The 20,375-nt window shown below is 41.2% G+C and carries 18 protein-coding genes and 2 pseudogenes; all 20 read left to right on the forward strand.

Going from position 1 to position 20,375, the window contains the following annotated elements; translation table 11 throughout:
• Nucleotides 1-67: 67 nt before the first annotated feature.
• The 20 genes and pseudogenes from sppA (at nucleotide 68) to AWM72_RS06160 (ending at nucleotide 20,322) form a co-directional block, all read left to right on the forward strand.
• Nucleotides 68-1,771 (forward strand): signal peptide peptidase SppA, encoded by a 1,704-nt coding sequence (sppA, locus tag AWM72_RS06065; RefSeq protein ID WP_067974848.1) that lies wholly within the window; start codon nucleotides 68-70, stop codon nucleotides 1,769-1,771.
• Nucleotides 1,772-2,030: 259 nt separating this feature from the next.
• Complete coding sequence (locus AWM72_RS06070; RefSeq protein WP_067974851.1) at nucleotides 2,031-2,744, forward strand: ABC transporter ATP-binding protein; 714 nt, start codon at nucleotides 2,031-2,033, stop codon at nucleotides 2,742-2,744.
• Entirely contained in the window at nucleotides 2,734-3,528 is a 795-nt protein-coding gene (locus AWM72_RS06075; protein WP_067974855.1) for an ABC transporter permease, read from the forward strand. The genes AWM72_RS06070 and AWM72_RS06075 overlap by 11 nt, the downstream gene beginning before the upstream one ends.
• Complete coding sequence (locus AWM72_RS06080; protein WP_067974858.1) at nucleotides 3,529-4,239, forward strand: ABC transporter permease; 711 nt, start codon at nucleotides 3,529-3,531, stop codon at nucleotides 4,237-4,239.
• 41 nt (nucleotides 4,240-4,280) lie between these two features.
• Nucleotides 4,281-4,977, forward strand: a pseudogene (locus AWM72_RS09665) (response regulator transcription factor).
• A gap of 407 nt (nucleotides 4,978-5,384) precedes the next feature.
• A pseudogene (locus AWM72_RS09670) lies at nucleotides 5,385-6,035 on the forward strand (sensor histidine kinase); the annotation flags it as partial.
• 84 nt (nucleotides 6,036-6,119) lie between these two features.
• Nucleotides 6,120-6,500 carry a YbgA family protein gene (locus tag AWM72_RS06095; protein WP_067974864.1) on the forward strand — a complete coding sequence of 127 codons (381 nt, stop codon included), beginning with the start codon at nucleotides 6,120-6,122 and terminating at the stop codon, nucleotides 6,498-6,500.
• Between the two features lie 206 nt (nucleotides 6,501-6,706).
• The gene (locus tag AWM72_RS06100) at nucleotides 6,707-7,285 is read left to right on the forward strand and encodes a TetR/AcrR family transcriptional regulator (protein ID WP_067974869.1); all 579 of its coding nucleotides are present in this window, start codon (nucleotides 6,707-6,709) and stop codon (nucleotides 7,283-7,285) included.
• Between the two features lie 11 nt (nucleotides 7,286-7,296).
• Nucleotides 7,297-8,238, forward strand: coding sequence for an ABC transporter ATP-binding protein (locus AWM72_RS06105; protein WP_067974872.1), 942 nt, complete (start codon nucleotides 7,297-7,299; stop codon nucleotides 8,236-8,238).
• Between the two features lie 11 nt (nucleotides 8,239-8,249).
• Nucleotides 8,250-8,990 carry an ABC transporter permease gene (locus tag AWM72_RS06110; protein ID WP_067974875.1) on the forward strand — a complete coding sequence of 247 codons (741 nt, stop codon included), beginning with the start codon at nucleotides 8,250-8,252 and terminating at the stop codon, nucleotides 8,988-8,990.
• Nucleotides 8,991-8,992: 2 nt separating this feature from the next.
• Nucleotides 8,993-9,943 (forward strand): ABC transporter permease, encoded by a 951-nt coding sequence (locus AWM72_RS06115; protein ID WP_067974878.1) that lies wholly within the window; start codon nucleotides 8,993-8,995, stop codon nucleotides 9,941-9,943.
• A 514-nt stretch (nucleotides 9,944-10,457) separates the two neighbouring features.
• The gene (locus AWM72_RS06120; RefSeq protein ID WP_067974880.1) at nucleotides 10,458-11,099 is read left to right on the forward strand and encodes a response regulator transcription factor; all 642 of its coding nucleotides are present in this window, start codon (nucleotides 10,458-10,460) and stop codon (nucleotides 11,097-11,099) included.
• A 44-nt stretch (nucleotides 11,100-11,143) separates the two neighbouring features.
• Complete coding sequence (locus tag AWM72_RS06125; protein WP_233419249.1) at nucleotides 11,144-11,935, forward strand: sensor histidine kinase; 792 nt, start codon at nucleotides 11,144-11,146, stop codon at nucleotides 11,933-11,935.
• Between the two features lie 401 nt (nucleotides 11,936-12,336).
• Nucleotides 12,337-13,017, forward strand: coding sequence for an ABC transporter ATP-binding protein (locus AWM72_RS06130; RefSeq protein WP_067974887.1), 681 nt, complete (start codon nucleotides 12,337-12,339; stop codon nucleotides 13,015-13,017).
• Nucleotides 13,010-15,445 (forward strand): ABC transporter permease, encoded by a 2,436-nt coding sequence (locus AWM72_RS06135; RefSeq protein WP_067974892.1) that lies wholly within the window; start codon nucleotides 13,010-13,012, stop codon nucleotides 15,443-15,445. Before AWM72_RS06130 ends, AWM72_RS06135 begins: the two co-directional genes overlap by 8 nt.
• 127 nt (nucleotides 15,446-15,572) lie before the next feature.
• Complete coding sequence (locus AWM72_RS06140; RefSeq protein WP_067974893.1) at nucleotides 15,573-15,998, forward strand: hypothetical protein; 426 nt, start codon at nucleotides 15,573-15,575, stop codon at nucleotides 15,996-15,998.
• A 363-nt stretch (nucleotides 15,999-16,361) separates the two neighbouring features.
• Nucleotides 16,362-16,715: a TIGR04076 family protein gene (locus AWM72_RS06145; protein WP_067974895.1), complete on the forward strand. Its 354-nt coding sequence runs from the start codon at nucleotides 16,362-16,364 to the stop codon at nucleotides 16,713-16,715.
• On the forward strand, nucleotides 16,709-17,758 hold the full coding sequence (locus AWM72_RS06150) for an aldo/keto reductase (protein WP_067974899.1): 1,050 nt from the start codon (nucleotides 16,709-16,711) through the stop codon (nucleotides 17,756-17,758). The genes AWM72_RS06145 and AWM72_RS06150 overlap by 7 nt, the downstream gene beginning before the upstream one ends.
• Nucleotides 17,759-17,771: 13 nt before the next feature.
• Nucleotides 17,772-19,226, forward strand: a complete 1,455-nt coding sequence (locus tag AWM72_RS06155; RefSeq protein ID WP_067974903.1) for a Na+/H+ antiporter NhaC family protein — start codon at nucleotides 17,772-17,774, stop codon at nucleotides 19,224-19,226.
• Between the two features lie 187 nt (nucleotides 19,227-19,413).
• Nucleotides 19,414-20,322 carry a class II fructose-bisphosphate aldolase gene (locus tag AWM72_RS06160; RefSeq protein WP_067974904.1) on the forward strand — a complete coding sequence of 303 codons (909 nt, stop codon included), beginning with the start codon at nucleotides 19,414-19,416 and terminating at the stop codon, nucleotides 20,320-20,322.
• Nucleotides 20,323-20,375: the final 53 nt, after the last annotated feature.

A 20,375-nucleotide genomic window follows, 5' to 3' on the forward strand; every position in this document is an offset into this window, starting at 1 on the left:
GGATTTATCCACCTCATCGCTGCAGAGAATTGTGTGGTAAATCTTAAATTGAAAAAGGACTGATGGCATGTTTATTGTTCGAGCATTGATCGAAGGCTTTCTAGTCGCTGTGATTTTTATTGCCTTACTAGGGATCTTGGCTGGGATCGTTTATAAGAAGCTGAAGGCTAAGTCTCCGACTAAAGAAGTGATGACCAAGGAAGTTAGACAAGTGGTAATTGATACACATGATTTGAAAGAAGACCAAGCAAGCTCCCTGATATCCGGGGACGCAGGCGACTTATATTATACTTTCCTAGCTAAATTAGAAGACTTAGTGGATGATCCACAGATCGAGCGGGTATACCTAGACGTTGATCAGATGGATTTAACTTTAGCTCAAATTGAAGAGCTTCTTCCTCTGTTCGAAAAGATGGCGAAGCATAAGGAAGTCATTGCTTATGGCACAGATTTCAACCAACAGAATTATCGTATGGCCTTACTAGCATCCAAGATTTATATGCTAGATACCAATAATGCTAGCTTATGCTTGCGAGGTTATGCTTATTACGATCTCTACCTCAAAGATTTCTTGGCTAAGTTTGGTGTGAAGATGCATGTCTTATCAATTGGAGACTATAAGGTAGCAGGTGAAGCTTACCACCATAATCAGATGAGCCCTGCTAGGCGAGAATCCCTGCAAGTAATGGGGGATGAGGCCTTGGCGTATTTCACCAATTTAGTGAAGCAAAAGCGTGGAGTAGATATTGAGGGGGCAGTCCTGTCAGGAGAACTTGTTTTAGCTGATCGCCAGCAAGCCTTAGACTTAGGCTTGATTGATGGCTGCTTAGGCTATAAGGAATTAGCTATTCATGACTTAGAGCGCACGGTTTCCTTTGATACTTATAAGTGTTTATCGGATAAGGGAGATTCATTTGGCCTAAAGTCGATGAAAAATCCTTTTAGTCGATCAAGCGACCAAGATGAGATCGCACTGGTCTGTCTTTCAGGGACGATTCAATCCAAACCTGGCCAAAAAACGCATATTTCTTATGAGAATGTCAAGAATAAGGTCGAACAGCTCAAGCAGATGGACCATGTGCGTGGTCTAGTTATTCGAATTGATAGCCCGGGTGGGGAAGCCTTTGAAGCAGAGAAGATCTATCAACTATTCAAGCATTTAGACTTACCGATCTATATTTCGATGGGAGATTATTGTGCCAGTGGAGGCTATTATATTGCCTGTGCAGGGGACCGGCTATTCGCTAATCGAAACAGCTTAACGGGATCGATTGGAGTGGTTGCCATGGTTCCAGAATTTACTGGTGCTGTGGAGAAGCTAGATCTCCATCTAGAGAGCGTCAGCAAGGGAGAAGCCACAGATTTCTTGAACCCATTCGAGCCCCTGTCTGATGAATCGAAGGACCGTCTCACCCGTAATATGGAGGCCGTCTACGCTGAGTTTAAGGATCGGGTATCGCTCGCGAGAAAGATAGCGGAAGACGACTTAGAGCCCTTAGCTGGTGGCCGGGTTTATCTGGGGCAAGCTGCCCTCCAAAAAGGTCTAGTCGATAATATCGGGTCTCTGAATGATTGCGTGGAAGCTTTAGCTGATCATCTAGAACTTGAAGATCCAGCCCTTGTCTATATCCAAGAGAAAGTCGATAGCCGTGACTTGCTCAAACAAGTAGGCGGGCCTCTGACTTTAAACACAGTAGAAGACCTCTTGAAGGGACACTTGCTTGAAAAGAATCCCCTTCAGTTCTATGAGGCGGTTCGTCGGAGAATTTAGCAGAGATTGAAAATAGCTAAAACTTTGAACTGTTCTTGTTAAGCTGATAGTTAAATAAATCTTTTACCATGTGTGATTTTGTCATGCATGGTTTTTATTTGGACTTCCAAGGAGCATTTCCTCACAATCTTTCAAGGGATTAAGGATGATTTTTTTGAATTCTGATATTTTCCTGAATATTTCTTTCTATAATCTAATTGTTCTCAAGTTCAAATATTTGAAATCTAAAGAGAATAAAGCATAAGACGAGGTGAATTAGATGCATACTATAGAAATTAGACAAGTGACAAAGACCATTCATAAAACAGCAATTCTTGAAAATATTAGTTTTACAGCTGAAGAAGGTAAAATTACTGCCTTTTTAGGTCCAAATGGCGCCGGTAAGAGCTCAACCTTACGTATTTTGCTAGGATTAGACCAAGCTGATTCAGGAACAGCTCTGATTGGCGGAAAAAGATATAAGAATATACTTTATCCACTTTTAACAGTAGGTGCTTCATTTGATGGTGTAGGCGCTCCCGATAGTAGGACTGTGACTCAACACCTCAAAATTGCTGCAGCTAGCAATGGAATACCTTTTTCTCGCATTGATGAGGTTTTGTCATTGACAGATATTACTGCAAAAGCAAATGCTAAAATTGCTAGTCTATCCTTAGGAGAAGGGCAGCGCTTAGGCATTGCAACAGCTTTGTTAGGGGACCCACAGTACTTAATTCTTGATGAACCTACTAACGGACTTGATCCGAGTGGTATTCGTTGGTTTAGAGAATTTATTCGACAACAGGCGAATAGAGGAAGAACGGTCCTCTTATCTTCTCATATATTATCTGAAGTTGAAGCGGTTACTGATTATGTTGTATTCATTAATAAGGGGCATGTTATAGCTAAGAGCTCTTTACCACTAATTATGAAAGATTGTAGTAGTTTAGAAGATGTCTTCTTCAATCTGATCGGAGACAATCATGAAAAATAGATCATTAATTAACGCAATTCAAGCAGAATTTCTGAAAATTATTTACAGTAAAAGTACTCAGCTAGCGTTAATCACTACGTGTGTATTTCAGCCACTCTTAGCCTATTTTAGCTCTAGACAAATATTGACTGTTGGCCTTGATGGAACACCTGATAGTAATCCAGAATTACTTGAAGCGATTCCACCGATTGAATACATGGGTTTTGATGCTGTTTTATTAGGAATATTAGCTATGATTATCCTAGCAAGTGTTCTAGGCAGTCTAGAATACAAGAATAATAGCCTTCGCACCAGTCTGCTATTGTACCCTAATAAGATTACATTTTTTCATATAAAAATATTAACTCACCTTTGTTTCTTTTTATTAATCTCAACGCTTTCAATCTACCTATCCATTGCAGCGAGTCAGCTTGCTCTAGGCTCTAGTGGACTTAATCCCATCTTTCTTAATGAACGAACTTGGCAATTGATTATGTTTGCTGTGATTTCATGGACTTTGCTAGCTGAATTGTCATATATCCTTGCTTTCTATGCTAAATCAGCCATACCTGTATTACTATTTTTAATCCCCCAGCTCTATAATTTAGGAAGTTTTCTAGCTGAACGATTCTTAATCGCTAGATTGCTCCCCGTTAGCTTAGCGACGAATCTCATTGCTAGCTCTCCGATTCAGCTAGCCCATACCCCAGTAATTACTGTTTTTTTCCTAACTTGTTGGGTATTGGTTATGGGATTACTAACTTATCATCAGTTCGTTAACTCAGATCTTAAGGAGATGAAATAAATGTTGAATAGTTTGCGAAGCGAATATTTGAAATTCTTCTATAATCCTTGGTTAAGTGGCACAGCCGTGACAACTATCTTACTAGTTCCAATGATGATCCTTTACTTGCACGAGAGTCCTAAAATTGTTAACGAGTCCTACGTGTGGGAGCAGTTAGCTGAGAGTTTCTATTTAGGACAAGCAGGCATTATAGTGATAAGTATTTTATATATTGGCCAGGAATATTTAAATGCTAGTCTGAGAAACTCCCTACTGGCAGTACCAAGGAGAATGAATATTCTATATAGTAAAGTTTTTGTTCTATTGTCAATTACATTTGGAATTTGGTTAATGACTGTAGCCCTGTCATTGCTTCTCGTTAGAATATATTACCAACAAGCGTTATCAAGTTCCTTATTGTCTCTCGTATGTTGCAGTGGTTTGCTCTTAGTTAGCCTTATTTTTATCTGCATTAGTTTAGTCATTATATCTAGGTCAATGTTGGTATCAACAGCTCTGCTGCTTTCTCTTTTACTAGGCTTGGGTCAGATTCTACTACAATTTAGCCCTTTCGTTAGTTATTGTCCTCTTATTGCTACTCTAAATTTATTCTTTGCCCAAGAAAATCCCTTATTTCTTCCTGTTTTTGAAGGGGTTATCGTTCAGTTTCTATGGTCTATTTTATTAATAAACGTCGCTGGTTGGATATTTTGTAATCGATCTGTTCAATAAAATACATACTAGCTAGAGAACTTTTGTGATATCATTTTACTATGAAAAATATAAAAAAATATAAAATCCTAGTTGTCGATGATGATGACCGTATTTTACGACTTATCAAAAATACTCTTGAACGTTCGGGGTATAAGGTCGTTACGAAAGCAGACCTTAAGGATATTGAGCTTTCATCTTTTATCGGATATGACCTGATCTTACTTGATATTATGATGCCAATTAACGGTCTTGAAATCTGTCGACGTATTCGAAAACAGATTAAGGTACCAATTATATTTGTTACAGCTAAGCAATTAGATAGCGATTTGCTTGCTGGCATTAATGCTGGAGCAGATGATTATATAAAAAAACCTTTTAGCATTAAAGAATTAGAGGCTCGTGTGCAAATGCACCTTCGACGCGAAGAACGAAGCCAATTTCATCAAATTCAACATGGGGATTTACTTCTTGATATTGACCAACAAGTCCTCTTTGTCAAAAATCAACCATTATCATTGACGAAACGTGAATTTACCTTGGTACACATACTTGCCAGCCAACCCAGAAAAATATTCACTGTTGAAGAGCTATTCGAGAGGCTCTATCCTGCTGAATCTGATACACAGTTTCGGTCAATTGCGGAATATATTTATCAAATTCGAAGTAAATTGAAGGTATATTCAATCAATCCCATTAGGACACAGTGGGGGGGGAGGCTATCAATGGAACGAAAACTCAACTTCCAAGGACATATAGAAAAAACAGTTTGGAGAATTATCTGGCAGTTTGGACTTTCTATTATCCTAGCTTATCTAGTTCCTCTAGTTTTTTTGAGTATAGAAATTCATAGCAATAGCTATTCTTTCAACCGAGAAGTATTGAATATTTTCTTCAATGTTTTTTCATGGATGTATGCTTGTACTATGCTTGTTATAATCATTTCGATTAACCTTACTAAACTATTAAAAATAGTCAAACAAGATATGGATATTGTCTATCATCAAAGTTTATGGTTAAATCATAACCCTCGTTCCTGGGATATTCAGATTGCTGAATTCAGCCAAACAAATCGACATATTGAAGCGATGCAAGAAAGAATTGAGCGTATGGTTCAAGCGGAAAAGAAACAAAAAAAGGATGTTCTATTTAAAGTTTCCGCAATGGCTCACGATCTTAAAACCCCGCTAACAGTGATTCAGGGTAATGCAGAATTGCTGCAGTTTAGCATACAATCAAATCAAAACTATCAATGCCTTAAAGATATCGAAAAAGCCAGCCAACAATTAGATGATTATTTCAATCAATTAATTAGCTATGCTAAAATGTCTTATACAAAGCCTATTTACTTTTCTGACTATTCAGTCGAAAATTTGGCTAAAGTTATAAAAGATGAATGTGCCTATCTTATAGGAAAGACAATTACTTATCATCTTTCAGAAGACTTGAAGGAAGGGTATACAGTTCATGTTGATATGGATTTAATTATTCGTTCGGTGGATAATATTATTAACAATGCAATAAGTTATGGGTCCAAGCCTAACCAAGAAATTAGATTGTACATTGTTGCAGATGCTAGACACTTACGAATTATAATATGGAATCGCGGTGCCGGCTTTTCAGAAGAAGTTTTAGAAAATTTTGGTAGTTTATTTTATAAAGCGGATAGCTCAAGATCTCATAAAAACCAGCATTTTGGAATTGGTCTCGCTTTCGTTAAACAAGTAATGGTACTGCACGCTGGTTATATCCAGCTCCAGAATATCAATCAGGGGGCTCGGGTTGAACTAGCTATACCTGTTTATGAAAAAGGATAGTGTTTATCAAACGCTAAGAATAGATTGTTGCTTTCCATGGCACTTGCTTTATCATAGATTTAGCAGAATCCTAGGAGGTTTAAAATGTCCAAGCAAGTCCAAGCCTGTCAAAAACTTTGGGCGCAAAATAAATATTTGGTACTGAGTAAGTCGCAGAAGCTCTACTTAGAAATTCGGGAGTATTTGAAAACAGAGGAGCCAGAATTAGATGTGGTAGAAGCCTATATCGATCAAGCCAAGGCCATGCCCGAAGACCGCGGCCAGGTTGTCAATGCCTACCAGCATGTCTGGGGCTACTTTAAAAAATTAGCGACCGACCGAGAAAAAGCTGATTTTATGGCCCTCCTGTCGGCATACCGGGAGGGCGAGGCTAATAAAGACAACTTGGCTCAGGCCGTAAGAGATTTATTGGTTCTTTATCCCAATGCTTATTTGGAGCAGTCTACTTTGTTATATGAAGTGTAGAGATGGATATTTAAATAGTTATTAGCTGATAGAAGCTCCTGAGAAGGGGCTTTTTTCTTTACTGAACTATAGGAATGAGCTTATAAGTGATTAATCGTTCTTTTAGAAAAATAAATCAAAGCAATGAAATAAAGTTCATATTATAATTTAATATTTTTTGTAAAGTGAACTATAATTCATTTATGAAACTTTAATGGGAGAGCACAATGGCTAAAGATAATAAAGAAAAGTTAATTAAAGCGACTGATCACTTGCTTAGAGATAGAAGTATTAGCTCGATTACGACTAAGGAGATTACAAAGGAGGCTGGAGTGTCTGTTGGTGTTTTTTACAACTATTTCACTAGCAAAGAAGATGTCTTTACCGAATTGATCAAGAGCTTCTTCAATTATTCACTAGCAGAAATGGAAAAACTTAAGGCAGAAATTACTGGTAACAATCTCCGGTCGGAATTAAAATTTAAAGAATTTTTGGTCAAGGGGATGGATAAGAACTGGGAAAACCGGTTCTTAAATAGTGATATCCTGATGCTGTCACGAAAGGACCAGGCCTTTAAAGAGCTGATGGTGGATTTTAATGAACAGATGGTTGCTATCATTGTTGCTATTTTAACCATTATTCAAGATGGCGGTCAGGATAAAGATCAAGTCACCAAAGCCAAATTAATCATGAACTTGATTCAAAACTCTTACCCTGTCTTTTCTAGTTTTGAAGATGACCAAGAACAAGAAGCTTATATGGAGAAAGTTGTCAAAATAATTTTTGATCTGAGCTTTAATGAATAGAGGACGAGACTATGGAGAATATTTTAACCGTCAAAGACCTATCGAAAACCTATAAAAATGGACGGAAAGCCTTAGATCGCCTGAATTTTCAGGTGGAAAAGGGTGAAATCCTGGGATTCTTAGGCCCCAATGGTGCTGGGAAAAGTACCACCATTAATATTTTATCTACGCTTTTAAAGGCGGATGAAGGCAAGCTGACCTACTTTGGTGATGAAGGACTGTCCTTGAAGAGAATCAAACAAAGCCTCGGTATTGTACCGCAAGAACTCGCTATTTATGAAGAAATTTCGGCCTACCAGAATGTTAAATTCTTTGCCTCCCTCTATGGCGTCAAGAAAGCTGAAATGAAGGACAAGGTTGACAATGCGCTTAGAAAGGTGGGACTAGAAGAGCGAAAACATGATAAAGCTGCCACTTTTTCAGGTGGGATGAAGCGGCGCTTAAACATCGCCTGTGCCATAGCCCATGATCCCCAATTAATTATTTTTGATGAGCCCACGGTGGGAATTGACCCTCAATCTCGAAACCACATCCTCGACTCCATCAAGTCTTTGCGAGCTGAAGGGGCCACGATTATCTACACTACCCATTACATGGAGGAAGTCCAGCAAATTTGTGACCGAGTTATCATCATGGACGGGGGAGTGGTTTTGTTAAATGATCGCTTGGATAATATTTTGGATGATTACAGTGATGCCAGCTATCAAATTAGCCTCAACCAGCCCATGTCCAAAGATTTATTGGACAAGATCCGTCAGCTCCCTCATGTGTTGACGGCTGATCAAGACAGCGATTTGCATTTGAATCTCACTATGAAGAAAACAGGCACTTCCCTAAATGCAGTCTTGTCGCTTTTGTTGCAATCTCATATTGCTATTAGTGGTATCCAAACCAAGAAGAAGAACCTAGAAGATGTCTTCTTAAGCTTAACTGGGAAGAGATTAAGAGACTAAGGGGGATGCTTATGTTAACCATCATGAAACAAGATCTGGTGAATCTCTTTAAAAATAAACCGATTATGACCTATCTTTTACTCTATCCGCTGCTCTTAATTAGAGTGACAGGCTTTGTTTTTTCTCCGCTTTTTAGTGATGATTTACTTACGGCCTATGACTATTATGGCGTCACCATGATGATCTATTTATCCATGGCCACGGTGATTATCTTGCCCGAGCTCTTGTTTGGTCACCAGGTCAAGTATGCCAATTATCGGATTGTCTATTCGCCCATAGCCAGGTATAAGGTTTACCTTTCTAAATTAATCGTGGCTATTGCAGTCTCCTATGTCATCCTCGCCAGCTATATCTTGATTTTTAATACGAGCGGATGGGTTAACTATGGGGGACGGCATGTGTTTGATATCTTATTACTTGATTTAAGTTTGGTGACTTTCTCAGTCACCTATGGGGGAGCCTTTTGCCTCTTACTAAAAAGTGAAGATCTAGCCACAAAAATTCTAAACTTAGTGATTAACCTTTTTGCGATGCTGTCGGGGTTATTCTTTCCCATGTCTATCTTTGGCAAGCGGATTAGTCAAATAGCCAATCTGTCACCGATCGGACAGGTGATGGAGAGCTTTTTTGAAATCATTTATGATAACAATAATCATTCTCTTTCAACGACCATGATGATCTTATTATTAGCGTCACTAATTTTTTTATTCATTATTCATTTAAAGTATCACCCTGAAGATTTTGGAGAGTAAAAATGAAATTTATTATTCTAAATAATAATTTAAAGCGACTATTTCAAGTTCAATCTTATCTCTGGTTGTCAATTTTGATTGTTTTTGTAACGGTTGCCGCTAGTGCCTTTGTCATTACTATGGATCTTCCTAAGCCTATAATAGGAGTCGATTCAAGTGCCAGTGACTTGTTAGCCTTGGATAATGATGCTTTAACTGTTGAAGCACTGTCAGGAGACAAGCAGGACTTTACTCCGTTAATCACTGGTCAATATGACGCCTACATCAGTAAGGGTGAAGGTAAATACCATGTGACCACGGTAAGAAATTCAGCTTTAGGGGGAGGCTTAAGTCAATGGCTCAATGAGGGGAAAATTCCCAGTCAACCGGCATCAAGCGAGGATCATTTCAAAGTGCTGCTCAGTGTTTTAGCCATGACTTCGATGATCCTCTCCTTAATCCTCTATCGTTTTTATTTTGATGACCGACAAGGGATTGTTAAGCGGATTTATTCTAGTGGGCTTTCGACTTTTTCTTATCTTTCCCAGCAAGTACTTTTCACTTTCTTACTTTTATTTATTATTAATGCTTTAGCTTGCGCTACCTTATTGCCTATGTTTGACCTGGCTCTATCTGGACACCTTTTCTTATACCTATTCTTAATCGAATTATTTGCGGCCAATTTTGGTATGTTCTTATCAACCCTAACCAAGAAAAACCAAGGGGCACTCCTAGTCGGTACTATGCTATCTGTTTTGACCATGCTTCTTTCGGGGGCTTTGTTACCTGTAAAAGGAGACACTCTACAAGAGCTTATCCAGCCATTTTTCCCGCAATACTATATCTCAAAATTCGGAGATGATTTGGACGGGCAATCGCTGGCATTAGGTCAATCGTTAGGGCCTATTCTAATATATATTTTAGCCTTTTTCTTGCTAGGATACCTCATTCAAAAGCGAAGAATTGAAGATTGATGGCGTCAAGAACTAATCAGGAAATGAGTGATGCCACAGCTCGTAAGCTATTAAGAGCTGTGGTTGATAAAGAAGTTCTTTGTTGGCACGGAAATTCAAAGCGAGATCCAGACAATATTACACTTTAATAAATGAATAAAAATATTGAAGAGTAGTTCGGAGTAGTTCGGAGCGACTTACAGTAAATTTCAACACTTTCAGCTAATTAGAGTACTTTTTATAGGTTTAGAGTAAGTTGAAAGGGTTCAGAGTAGCATGACTTTATTGAGAGTAGTTTCTTAGTAATAACTCTACTATGTAGCGTTTTTTATCATTTTCTTCCCCATCTATTCACCCATAATTAGGGTGTTATGTATTTCAATGCAAAAGATAATAGCGGTTTTCTGACAAGTTTTAATTGTTTAAGAATTCCGCTTTTTTGTTTTTTTATAAATCGAGAGATTATCTGATAGAATGGGAGTGAAAGAATAAAATGATATGGAAGGATGGCTATCATTTAAGGAGGAGATGAACGATGAATTCACTACTTCTAGTTGAAGATGACCCCGTGATTGGCCAAGAGATTGTCGACTTTTTGACCAAGCATGGCTTTGATGTAGAGCTGGCGAAAAATTTTGCTGAAGGGCAAGCGGCGTCGAACCAAGCTTATGATCTGGCTATTCTGGATTTAAATTTGCCGGATGGGAATGGTTTTGATCTTTTGGCACTCTTTTTAGAGAATCATATCAAAGTGATCATTACTACTGTGGTGGCTGATGTGGATTTTATTGCGGAAGCTCTCGATGCGGGAGCGTCGGACTATCTCACCAAACCCTTTAACCTGAATATCCTGCGGGCTCGGATTGCGGCTTGCTTGAGAGACTTTGGGCCTATGGAAGTGGACAGCGATCTAGTCCTTAAAGAAGACCAGGGAATAATTTGTTACCAGGGGCAGGTGGTTGCTTTGACGGCTTTGGAATATCGTCTTTTGGCCCACTTTATCAGACACCGGGGCCAGCTTCTGACTCGGGACCAATTGCTGGATCGCTTCTGGGATGCTCGGCAGGCCTATGTGAATGACAATACTCTGACCGCCACGATTAAGCGGATCCGCGACAAGACCTCCAAGGATCTGATTGAAACCGTCCGCGGTATCGGCTACCGGTTGAAGCTATGATTTATATATTGTGGCTTCTAAGCATACTTGGTGTATTTTGCTGGTTGAAGTTCCGCCAGCGCCGGCGGATTCAAGAGCTGACAGATCTGATTGACCAACTCTACCAGAAAGATTATCAGATTCCCATGAAGCAGGATGATTTCTCCCAGTTGGAAGACCAGATCTATAAGTTATTTATTGAGCTCGTTGAAGAAAAGGAAAAGGTTCAGCAACTTTCCCAAGATCAGAGTCAGAATATCGAAGACATTGCCCACCAGATTAAGACGCCGATTACGGGCATGCTCTTTGCCTTGGAAAATGATAAGACGGATCCGGCGACTCTCTCCCAGCAATTAAACCGGCTCAACGACTTGTCCAATGCGCTCTTGAAGTTGGCCAGTCTGGATAATAATCTTGAGAGTTTCAAATTGTCGCCAGTTCACTTGAGGGAAGTGGTAGACTATGCTCTGGATATCTTAAGTGACGAGATTGAGGACCATGGAATTGTCGTTGATATTAATATAGGGGAGGCGGTTATGCTCGGGCACTTTAACTGGTTGAGCGAGGCTGTCATTAATATCCTAAAGAATGCCATTAACCAGGAAGGCACACGTCGAATCTGGCTAAGGGCTCGGGAGAACCCCATTTATTTGGAATTGTCTATCCAAGATGATGGGGGAGGAATTGCTGAAGGCAAGCAAAAGAAGATTTTCCAGCGTTTCTATAAAGATCCTGATTCTAAGGGCTTTGGGATTGGCCTCGCTATGGCCAAGCGCATTGTTGAAAAACACCAGGGGCAAATTAGCTGCCGAAATACCGACCAAGGGGCAGAATTTATCCTGCAATTTTATAAGTGAGAGGGAAGATGTTATAAAAATCGATTAGACATAAATCGGCTAAAGTCGTTCTTATTCTTATTTGCTCCAATCATCCAAGCCTAAGCGCCAAGTCTCACGCCCTTAGTCGGGTTCAGTCTGGCAGCTTTCGTGTCACTTCACAAGTCTCCGCCGCAGTCTTGCAGACTGCTTTGGCGACTTGCTCCAGTGAACGAAAGCTAACCGCCAGCCTTCACACCCTGTGTAGTCGGGTTCGCAAGAGCAGCTTTGGAGTGCTTTCGCAAGTCGGAAACGTGCAAGCGAGGCTTGCCCTTATCCCGACTTACTCCAAGCATCCAAAGCTAACCGCTCTTACTCACACCCTTTATTTTGTCACCTTCTTGTCACCTTCGTCCGCTATAGTCAAACTAGGAGGAGATCTTATGGAAATACTTCGCGTTGACAATTTGACTAAGATTTATGGCGAGGGAGAAAAGCAAGTCCGGGCTGTCGATGGAGTGAATCTGTCCGTCAACCGGGGAGAGCTTATCGCCATTGTCGGACCGAGTGGGTCGGGGAAGTCTACTCTACTCCATATGCTTGGTGGGGTGGACCGGCCTAATGAGGGGAAGATACTCATTGAAGGGTCCGATATTGCCAGCTATTCGTCTAAGGAAATGGCCTTGTTCCGGCGGCGCAAGGTGGGGCTGATCTACCAGTTCTACAATCTCATCCCCAATCTGACCGTGGCACATAATATTAAACTGCCCTTGAAGTTAGACGGCCGCCAGGTGGATGACGCCTTCTTTAATGACTTGGTGACTAAGCTGGGCTTATCCGATAAGTTGCAGGCCTTTCCGAGTGAGCTATCGGGAGGCCAGGAGCAGCGCGTGGCCGTGGCCCGCAGCCTGATCTACCGGCCTTCGATCATCTTAGCGGATGAACCGACCGGGAACTTGGACAGGAAGAACTCTCAGGAGATCATTGACCTCTTGAAGTACTTCAACCAGACCCTCAAGCAGACGATCCTGATCATCACCCACGATGAAAACCTGGCCCTTCAGACCCAGCGGATTATCACCATGGTCGACGGGGCTATCGTAGGAGATGAGCCCAATGAATAAGAAGAATTTACCGATTTTCATTTCACTTCTGATTGTTAGCCTCTTTTTCACGGTGATTTTTTACTATGGCTATACCAATATTTCGTCAAGTAACCGCCAGCTGAAGGCAACGAATTTCTACGATGCCCACTTGTCAGAAGACCTGTCCCAGGAGGAGATCGCTAAACTCAACCAAGTGGAAGCCATTGAGCTAGCGGGCGGGACTTCTGCCAGAGCCCACAGTGCTAAATACAAGGACCAACTCATTTCTATGGTGGGACAGGATGTTCAGGTTAAGCAGATGCGAGAAGAGTCTTATTTGTTGGCTGGACGCTTTCCTGAGTCGGCGGATGAAATTGTCCTGAATGAATCTCTAGTTAAGCAGGAAGGCCTCTCCCTAGGCGATGAGCTAGCCATCGAGCTTGGGGACCGTCAGGTGGACGGGAAGACGATCGATGCCCGGTCGACCTATACCGCTGAAGAAAGCTTTGAGACCACAGAAAGCCGCCACTATACCCTGGTTGGTGTCTACAAAGATTTCTATAATGAGAACTTAAAAATCAATTACGGCATGCCTCTGGTGGATGATGACGAAGCATTGATCCCTTTGATCAATTTTCATGACTTCAAGACAGCCTATGCCCAGAGCGAGGCTATCCAAGACGAGATTCAAGATCTACTAGGAAAAGAAGTGGAATTGGACTTTAATGACTCCCTGGTCCGCTACTACGGTCTGGATGTCAGTCAGAGTAAAAATTTGATGACTAAGCTGGTTAATGCCCTTTCCCTCCTCTTATGTATGGGAATCTTTGTCTTCTTTATCAAAAATATTTTCTGGGTTTGGGGTCTGCAGAAGATTCGCGAGCTCTCCATGTATAAATCCATCGGGTCGACGGACTTTCAAATTTATCTCTTGCTGGTGAAAGGGGCACTCACAATCTCCGTCCTGCCTGTTTTAATCGGTCATGCCCTGGGCTTCTTCCTTATTCGTTATCTCTTTGAAGTCGCCAATAGTGGCAAAGCCGAAGTGGTCTTCTTTAACCAGGTTCATTTTAACTGGATCTTGTCTCTGGTCATTATCCTGGTGGCCCTAGCGGTTGTCCTAGTCGCGGTCATCTATCCGGCGCGCAAGATCGCGAAGATCGATATTATTGAAGGACTCAAGGGGAATTTTAGCCTGTCTAAGAAGAAGGGCAAGAAGCGGAGTCCCAAGCTTTGGAAAGAACTTCGACTGAACAATATGGCCAGTATCAAGTCCCAACGCTACATCTCAGCTATTGGCATTCTGATTGTGGCCATCTTCTGTATCGTTTATGCCATTGCCGACTACAACCGGGACTTCTATGCCTTTGATGATGGCTATGATCTCACGGTCCACTACTACAATGACACCGGTGAATTACCCCCTATTCTGCCCGAAATTCTTGCTGACTATGAGGGGGAGGGCTATATTTCTAAGGAAAAGAACCTAGCTATTGAACCTAACCTGGAGCTATCCCAAACCGCCCAATCACTGGGCCTGGATGAGCAATTGGAGCAAATGATAGCTGACACCAAGCCCCAATACATCAGGGGAATTCTGGTCGCCCTCGAAAATGACGACCTCCAAAAACTGGGCGGCAGGCCAGGGAAATTTACCCTCTACAACCAGGTCCAAGCAGATCCCAACGAGCCCCTTGCCCAAGCTGAGAAAGTGCCCTACTTTGATCATCCTGATCAATTAGACCTTAGTATTAATGAGAAGCAGCGCAGCCTTCCCATTGCGCAGACCATTGATGATCTTGGCCCCTACCAGACTCGGATCCTGCCCTTTAATGTTATGGTCTATACGGATTTTGAGACTTATCAAGAGCTGATGGAAGAGGTGCAAGACGATAAAAATTACAATTATCCTTTTGAATTGAAGCTGAAACTTCCCGAAGGACAAGCTGGCCGGACCAAGGAGGAAATCACTAGCCGCATCGAAAATACCATAACTTATAATGAAAGTTTCAAGGTCTTCACAGATGAGGAGATCCAGGCCGAACAGTTTACAGATATTCAAAGCTTCAAGCTGATCATCTATGGGATTGCGGCCATCATCTTCCTGATGAATATCACCAACGGCTATTCCTCCATCAACCTCAGCCTGATGAACCGGCGCAAAGAAATCGGGACCCTCTATTCGATTGGTATGGATATCCAGTCCTTGAGAAGCCACTTCAGTCGCGAATTTCTCTTCGAACAAGGGAAGTCCTTCCTCTTGTCTGTCTTGATTACTTTAGGGATTATGCTAGGGATAGCTGGTCTATTCAAGAGTGTTGATATGAAGTCCCTAATCTTATACTTCCCTTATCTGGTCTTCCTAGGATTTGCGGTTCTAGTCTATGGCTTGAACTTGCTCATTTACTGGACAGGTCTCAGTGCTATTCTAAACCATGAGCCGATTGACCTAATCCGAGGCGTATAGAAGTTAAATTGATGGATAAAAACACTTTAAGCGGTCAAAAGTACTCTTACTTTGCCCGCTTATTTTTTCGTGCTATATTAAATATAAATAAGAAAGATTTTGTATCTAGCAGAGGAGATGATCAAGGATGAAGACACTAGAAGAAGTGAAGGAAGCGCGTCAAGCAGCCCAAGAAGTTTTGTCGGGCTTGGATAAAGCCATTAAATCCCTGCAAGATGCCTCTAGCTGGGGTGTAATGGACTTATTAGGTGGGGGATTCGTCTCGTCAATGATGAAACGCGATCATATGAAAAGGTCTAATCAAGAGCTTGAAGACCTCAAACGCGGCCTAGATAAATTAGATCATGAATTGGCTGATCTCGGTCTATCTCTCCCAGATGAACTTAGTGATAGCTGGGGCGATAATTTCGTGGATGTCTGGCTAGATAATATCTTCATTGACGCCAAGGTCCAATACGAAATCAAAGACCAGCTCAAGGCCCTCCAGAAGCTCCGCCAGTCGATTGTTGAACTGGAGGAGGACTTGGCTGAGAAGATGGATCAATTGAAGTAGAATGATCCAATTTTTCTCTTGGGATAAAACTTGCTTAAAGATGGCCTGGCCATTATAATTAGATAATAAATATCTAATAAGGAAAAACCTAGACAAGCAAGTCAAAGCGAGGGCGTGTGAGTGAGAGACGCTTACTTGTACTAGGGGCTGGGCCTTAGGGTGTTTTTTAACACCGGATAGTAGTTCATTTGTTTGAGCTGCCGCGTCAGACGCGTTATCATGGATGGCAAGTTTTTTGAAGGCTTGTTAAAGAGAGTCAGCAGGAAGCTGGCTAATAGAGGTGGCACCGCAGGTTAAGCACTTGTCCTTTATTCACATTGTGGAATAAAGGACAAGTGCTTATTTATTATGGGAGGTAGAGAAATGGTAGATGATTTGTTTACTTTATACACATTAAAAGTTGAGGTTCTGGCAACTGACCGACCCTTTGTCTGTAGTCACCAGGAGGGAGATTATTTTATTGTGGAAGGTGAAAATTTAATTTTTCCACAGTCGCAATCTTTCTCTATGTACGCTTTGGCTGCGCTGCTTCCCTTGTTACCAGCCAAACAAAGACTTTTACAAGAGAATGATTGGATGCGGTCTGATGCTATCATTGCATGTCCAGACCCTAATTGTGGGGCTGTTTTTAAGATAACGAGACAGCAAAAGAAACAGTTTAGCCATGCTGAAACAACTGTAGTTCCGATTAGTCAAGGAGATGATGATCCATGTTAGAGAGAATTGAATTAAGCCCTGGTTACAGTATAGCTCGTGTTCTTAATGGTTTGTGGCAGTTATCGCCGGGCCATACCTTAAGAGGGCAGCTTGATTTAGAAGAAATTAATCAAAGTTTTCATCAATTAGGAGAACTAGGATTTACAACTTTTGATCTGGCTGATATTTATACGGGAGCAGAAGAGGCTTTAGGACGATATCTGAAAGAATTAGGCCATCACTCTCATTTAACTGCCCATGATATCCAAATTCACGAGAAATATGTGCCCGACATTGATGTCTTGGAGACTGTGAGCTTTAAAGATACGGAGGCGATTATTGATCGGTCTTTGAAAAAATTAGGACGTGACTATATCGACCTCATGCAATTCCACTGGTGGGATTATAGTATCGATCGTTACATTGAAGTAGCTGAACACTTGGTTAAGCTACAGAAGAAAGGTAAGATTCGCTATATTGGGGTAACAAATTTCGACACGGCTCATCTTAAAGAATTAGTTGATGCGGGTATTCCTATCATTTCTTGTCAGTCCCAATATTCGCTCTTTGATCGTCGACCAGAGAAGGAGCTGTTAGCATATTCGATTGACCATGGCATCCAACAATTATGTTTTGGAACCTTATCAGGGGGCTTGTTATCGGATAAATATCTCGAGCAGACAAATATTAAATTAGAGACGCGGTCCCAGGTTAAATACCAACAAGTCATTGACCAAAGTCTGGGTCAGATTGGTTACCAGGAACTCTTGCATTTATTGGATGAGATTGCCCATAAACACCAGGTATCTATTTCTAACGTGGCGACTCGCTATATTCTTCAACAAGAAGGGGTAGCAGGAAGTATTATTGGGATTCGAAATCGTCGACATATCCAAGATAACTTAGCTATCTTTGATTTTACTTTGGATCAGGAAGATCTTGACTCTATCCGATCCTTCTTAGATCAATATCCACGTTTACCTGGAGATTGTTATGAACTGGAGAGAGATCCTAACTCAATCTTTTCATCAATTATCCGGCGGCACGAGAATGCGAATGGTTAAGGAGGTTAAGTCAATGAAAGCTAAACAAACGCTAACTTTCAGAGGGGGCTATTTAATGGCCTACCTGCCCTTGGTAATTTTCTTGGTCTTCTGTATTCTTTTCTTTGTGATTTTAAAAGCCTTTGAAATGCATGCCTTAGCCATGGGAGCTATTTTAGGCTTACTGGCTGGCTCAATCTTTGATAAACCCAAACAGGCATCAGACTATTGGGAGGCTGTCTATGAAGGGGCTAGGGAAGCTGTACCAGTAGTTATTTTACTGATGACGATTGGCATTTTTTCACAGATGATTAAGACAGCGAATCTGTCAGCTGGTTTTGTCTATCTCGCCCAAGTCATGGGAATTAAGGGAGGTCTCTATACAGCAATGACCTTTCTCTTCGTTTCAATCATTGCCACAGCAACAGGCTCTTCGATCGGCTCCTTCTTTACCTGCTTTCCTATTTTTTATCCAGCAGGAATCTTACTAGGGGCTCATCCGGCTGCCTTGGCTGGGGCTATTCTTTCTGGTGGTGTCTTTGGTGATAACTTAGCACCTATTTCAGATACAACTATTATTTCTGCAGGGACCCAGCACTATCGGTATTCCAAGCAGACTTGTGATGTTGGGGGTGTGGTTCGGACTCGCTTACCTTACGCTTTAATTGCGGGTGGACTATCTTTCATTCTTTTCTTCTTATTTGGTGGTGGGGGTCCTGTACAGGCTGGATCAGCAGGTCTGGGTTCGGAAAACCTGAATCCACTATTTATGCTGATTCCAGTATTTTTGATGATAATCATTTCAATTCGCAAACGTAATCTTTATTTAGCTATTTTAGTAGGTTTGCTTTCTGGTTGTGTAGTGGGCTTACTAACGGGAGTACTCCAACTTTCTGATATCCTGTCAAGTGAGGATGGTGGCTTGACTGGTTTTCTAACCGAAGGCATTGAAGGGATGATGGGAACCTGTCTTTTAGTTTTATCTGTTTACGGTATTATGGGTGTCTTAAATGCTTCAGGTGCCTTGCAGCGTTTGACGGATCAGATTAGTCAATCTAAACTCTGCCAGACAGTTCGCGGAACCGAGCTCGCTATGATGCTAGGCATTACCCTAACAACTATTTTATTTGGTGGGGTTTCTTCAGCTTCAATGACAACTTTTGGAAAGGTACAGAATGAGTTGGGCCAAGCCTGTCAGCTCCATCCCTACCGAAGAGCTAACTTATTAGATGGTTTTGCGAATGGTTTAGGTGTGGCTGTCCCCTTCCTTTCTGTATTTATCTTTGTTGGTTCTCAATTGACACAAGGTTATGATTTCGCTGCTCCCTTATCTGTTACTCAAATCGCTCCCTATCTCTTCCACAGTTACAATCTCTTTTTAGTTTTTATAGTTTCAATCTTAACTGGGTGGGGACGACGTTTTGAAGGACCAAAAGGGGAGGAAGTTTTAGCGGCAGACTTAAATAAGGAAGTAAAAGTTCTTGATTAAAATCGATAAAAAGTCATTTTTGTTCTGAAATGACTTTTTTTAATCGTTTTTATTGAATTTCCTGCTAACTTTTGACCGGATTTGATTGTTTTTGATTATGAAAGCGATTTAATTTGCAAAAAGGACTGTGAAAAATTTAATTAGTAGGGTATAATGAACTCGGTAAAAATTTTAGGAGGTATTTTTGATGGCTTTTTTAGTGAATGGTAACGAGATTTTACAACACGCTCGCGACAACCAATATGCAGTGGGTGCATACAACACAAACAACTTGGAATGGACACGTGCATTAATTCGTGGGGCGAAAGAAACTCGTACACCATTATTAATTCAAGTGTCTACTGGTGCTGCTAAATATATGGGTGGCTACAAAGTGGTTCGTGACTTAGTCCTGAATGAAATGGATGCTATGGAAGCTGACATTCCAGTTATCTTAAACTTAGACCACGGGGACTTCGCAGCTGCTAAGGAATGTATCGACTTAGGTTACTCCTCAGTTATGTATGATGGCCATGATCTTCCCCTTGAAGAAAACTTGAAAAACACCAAAGAAATCGTTCGTTTAGCTCATGAACGCGGGATTTCTGTAGAAGCTGAAATCGGTAAAATTGGTGAAAACCAAGGTGTCGGTGAATTAGCTTCTGTAGATGAAGTTGTGATGTTTGCTGAAGCAGGCGTTGACAAATTAGCTTGCGGTATTGGTAACATCCACGGGGTTTACCCAGAAGGCTGGGAAGGCTTAAACTTCGAACGCTTGAAAGAAATCGCTGATGCAGTGGATAATCCATTGGTATTGCACGGTGGTTCAGGTATTCCTCAAGACCAAATTCAAAAAGCGATCTCACTGGGTATTGCTAAGATCAACATCAACACTGAATTCCAATTAGCTTTCCAAAAAGCAACCCGTGAATACATCTTAGCTGACAAAGATATCGACAAAGCGAACAAGGGTTATGACCCACGTAAACTCCTACGTGCTGGGACTGACGCCATTACTGAATCTATGAAAGAAATGATCGGCTGGATGGGTACTCGTCCAATCGACAACAAAGACTCTAAAGTTGTCTTTGATGAAGCTTCATTAAACGAAGAATAATCAAGTCTATCACTCAAAAAAAGCCAGGCTTTTACTGCCTGGCTTTTTAATAT

It is taken from the genome of Aerococcus sanguinicola, assembly GCF_001543145.1.
Classification (GTDB): domain Bacteria; phylum Bacillota; class Bacilli; order Lactobacillales; family Aerococcaceae; genus Aerococcus; species Aerococcus sanguinicola.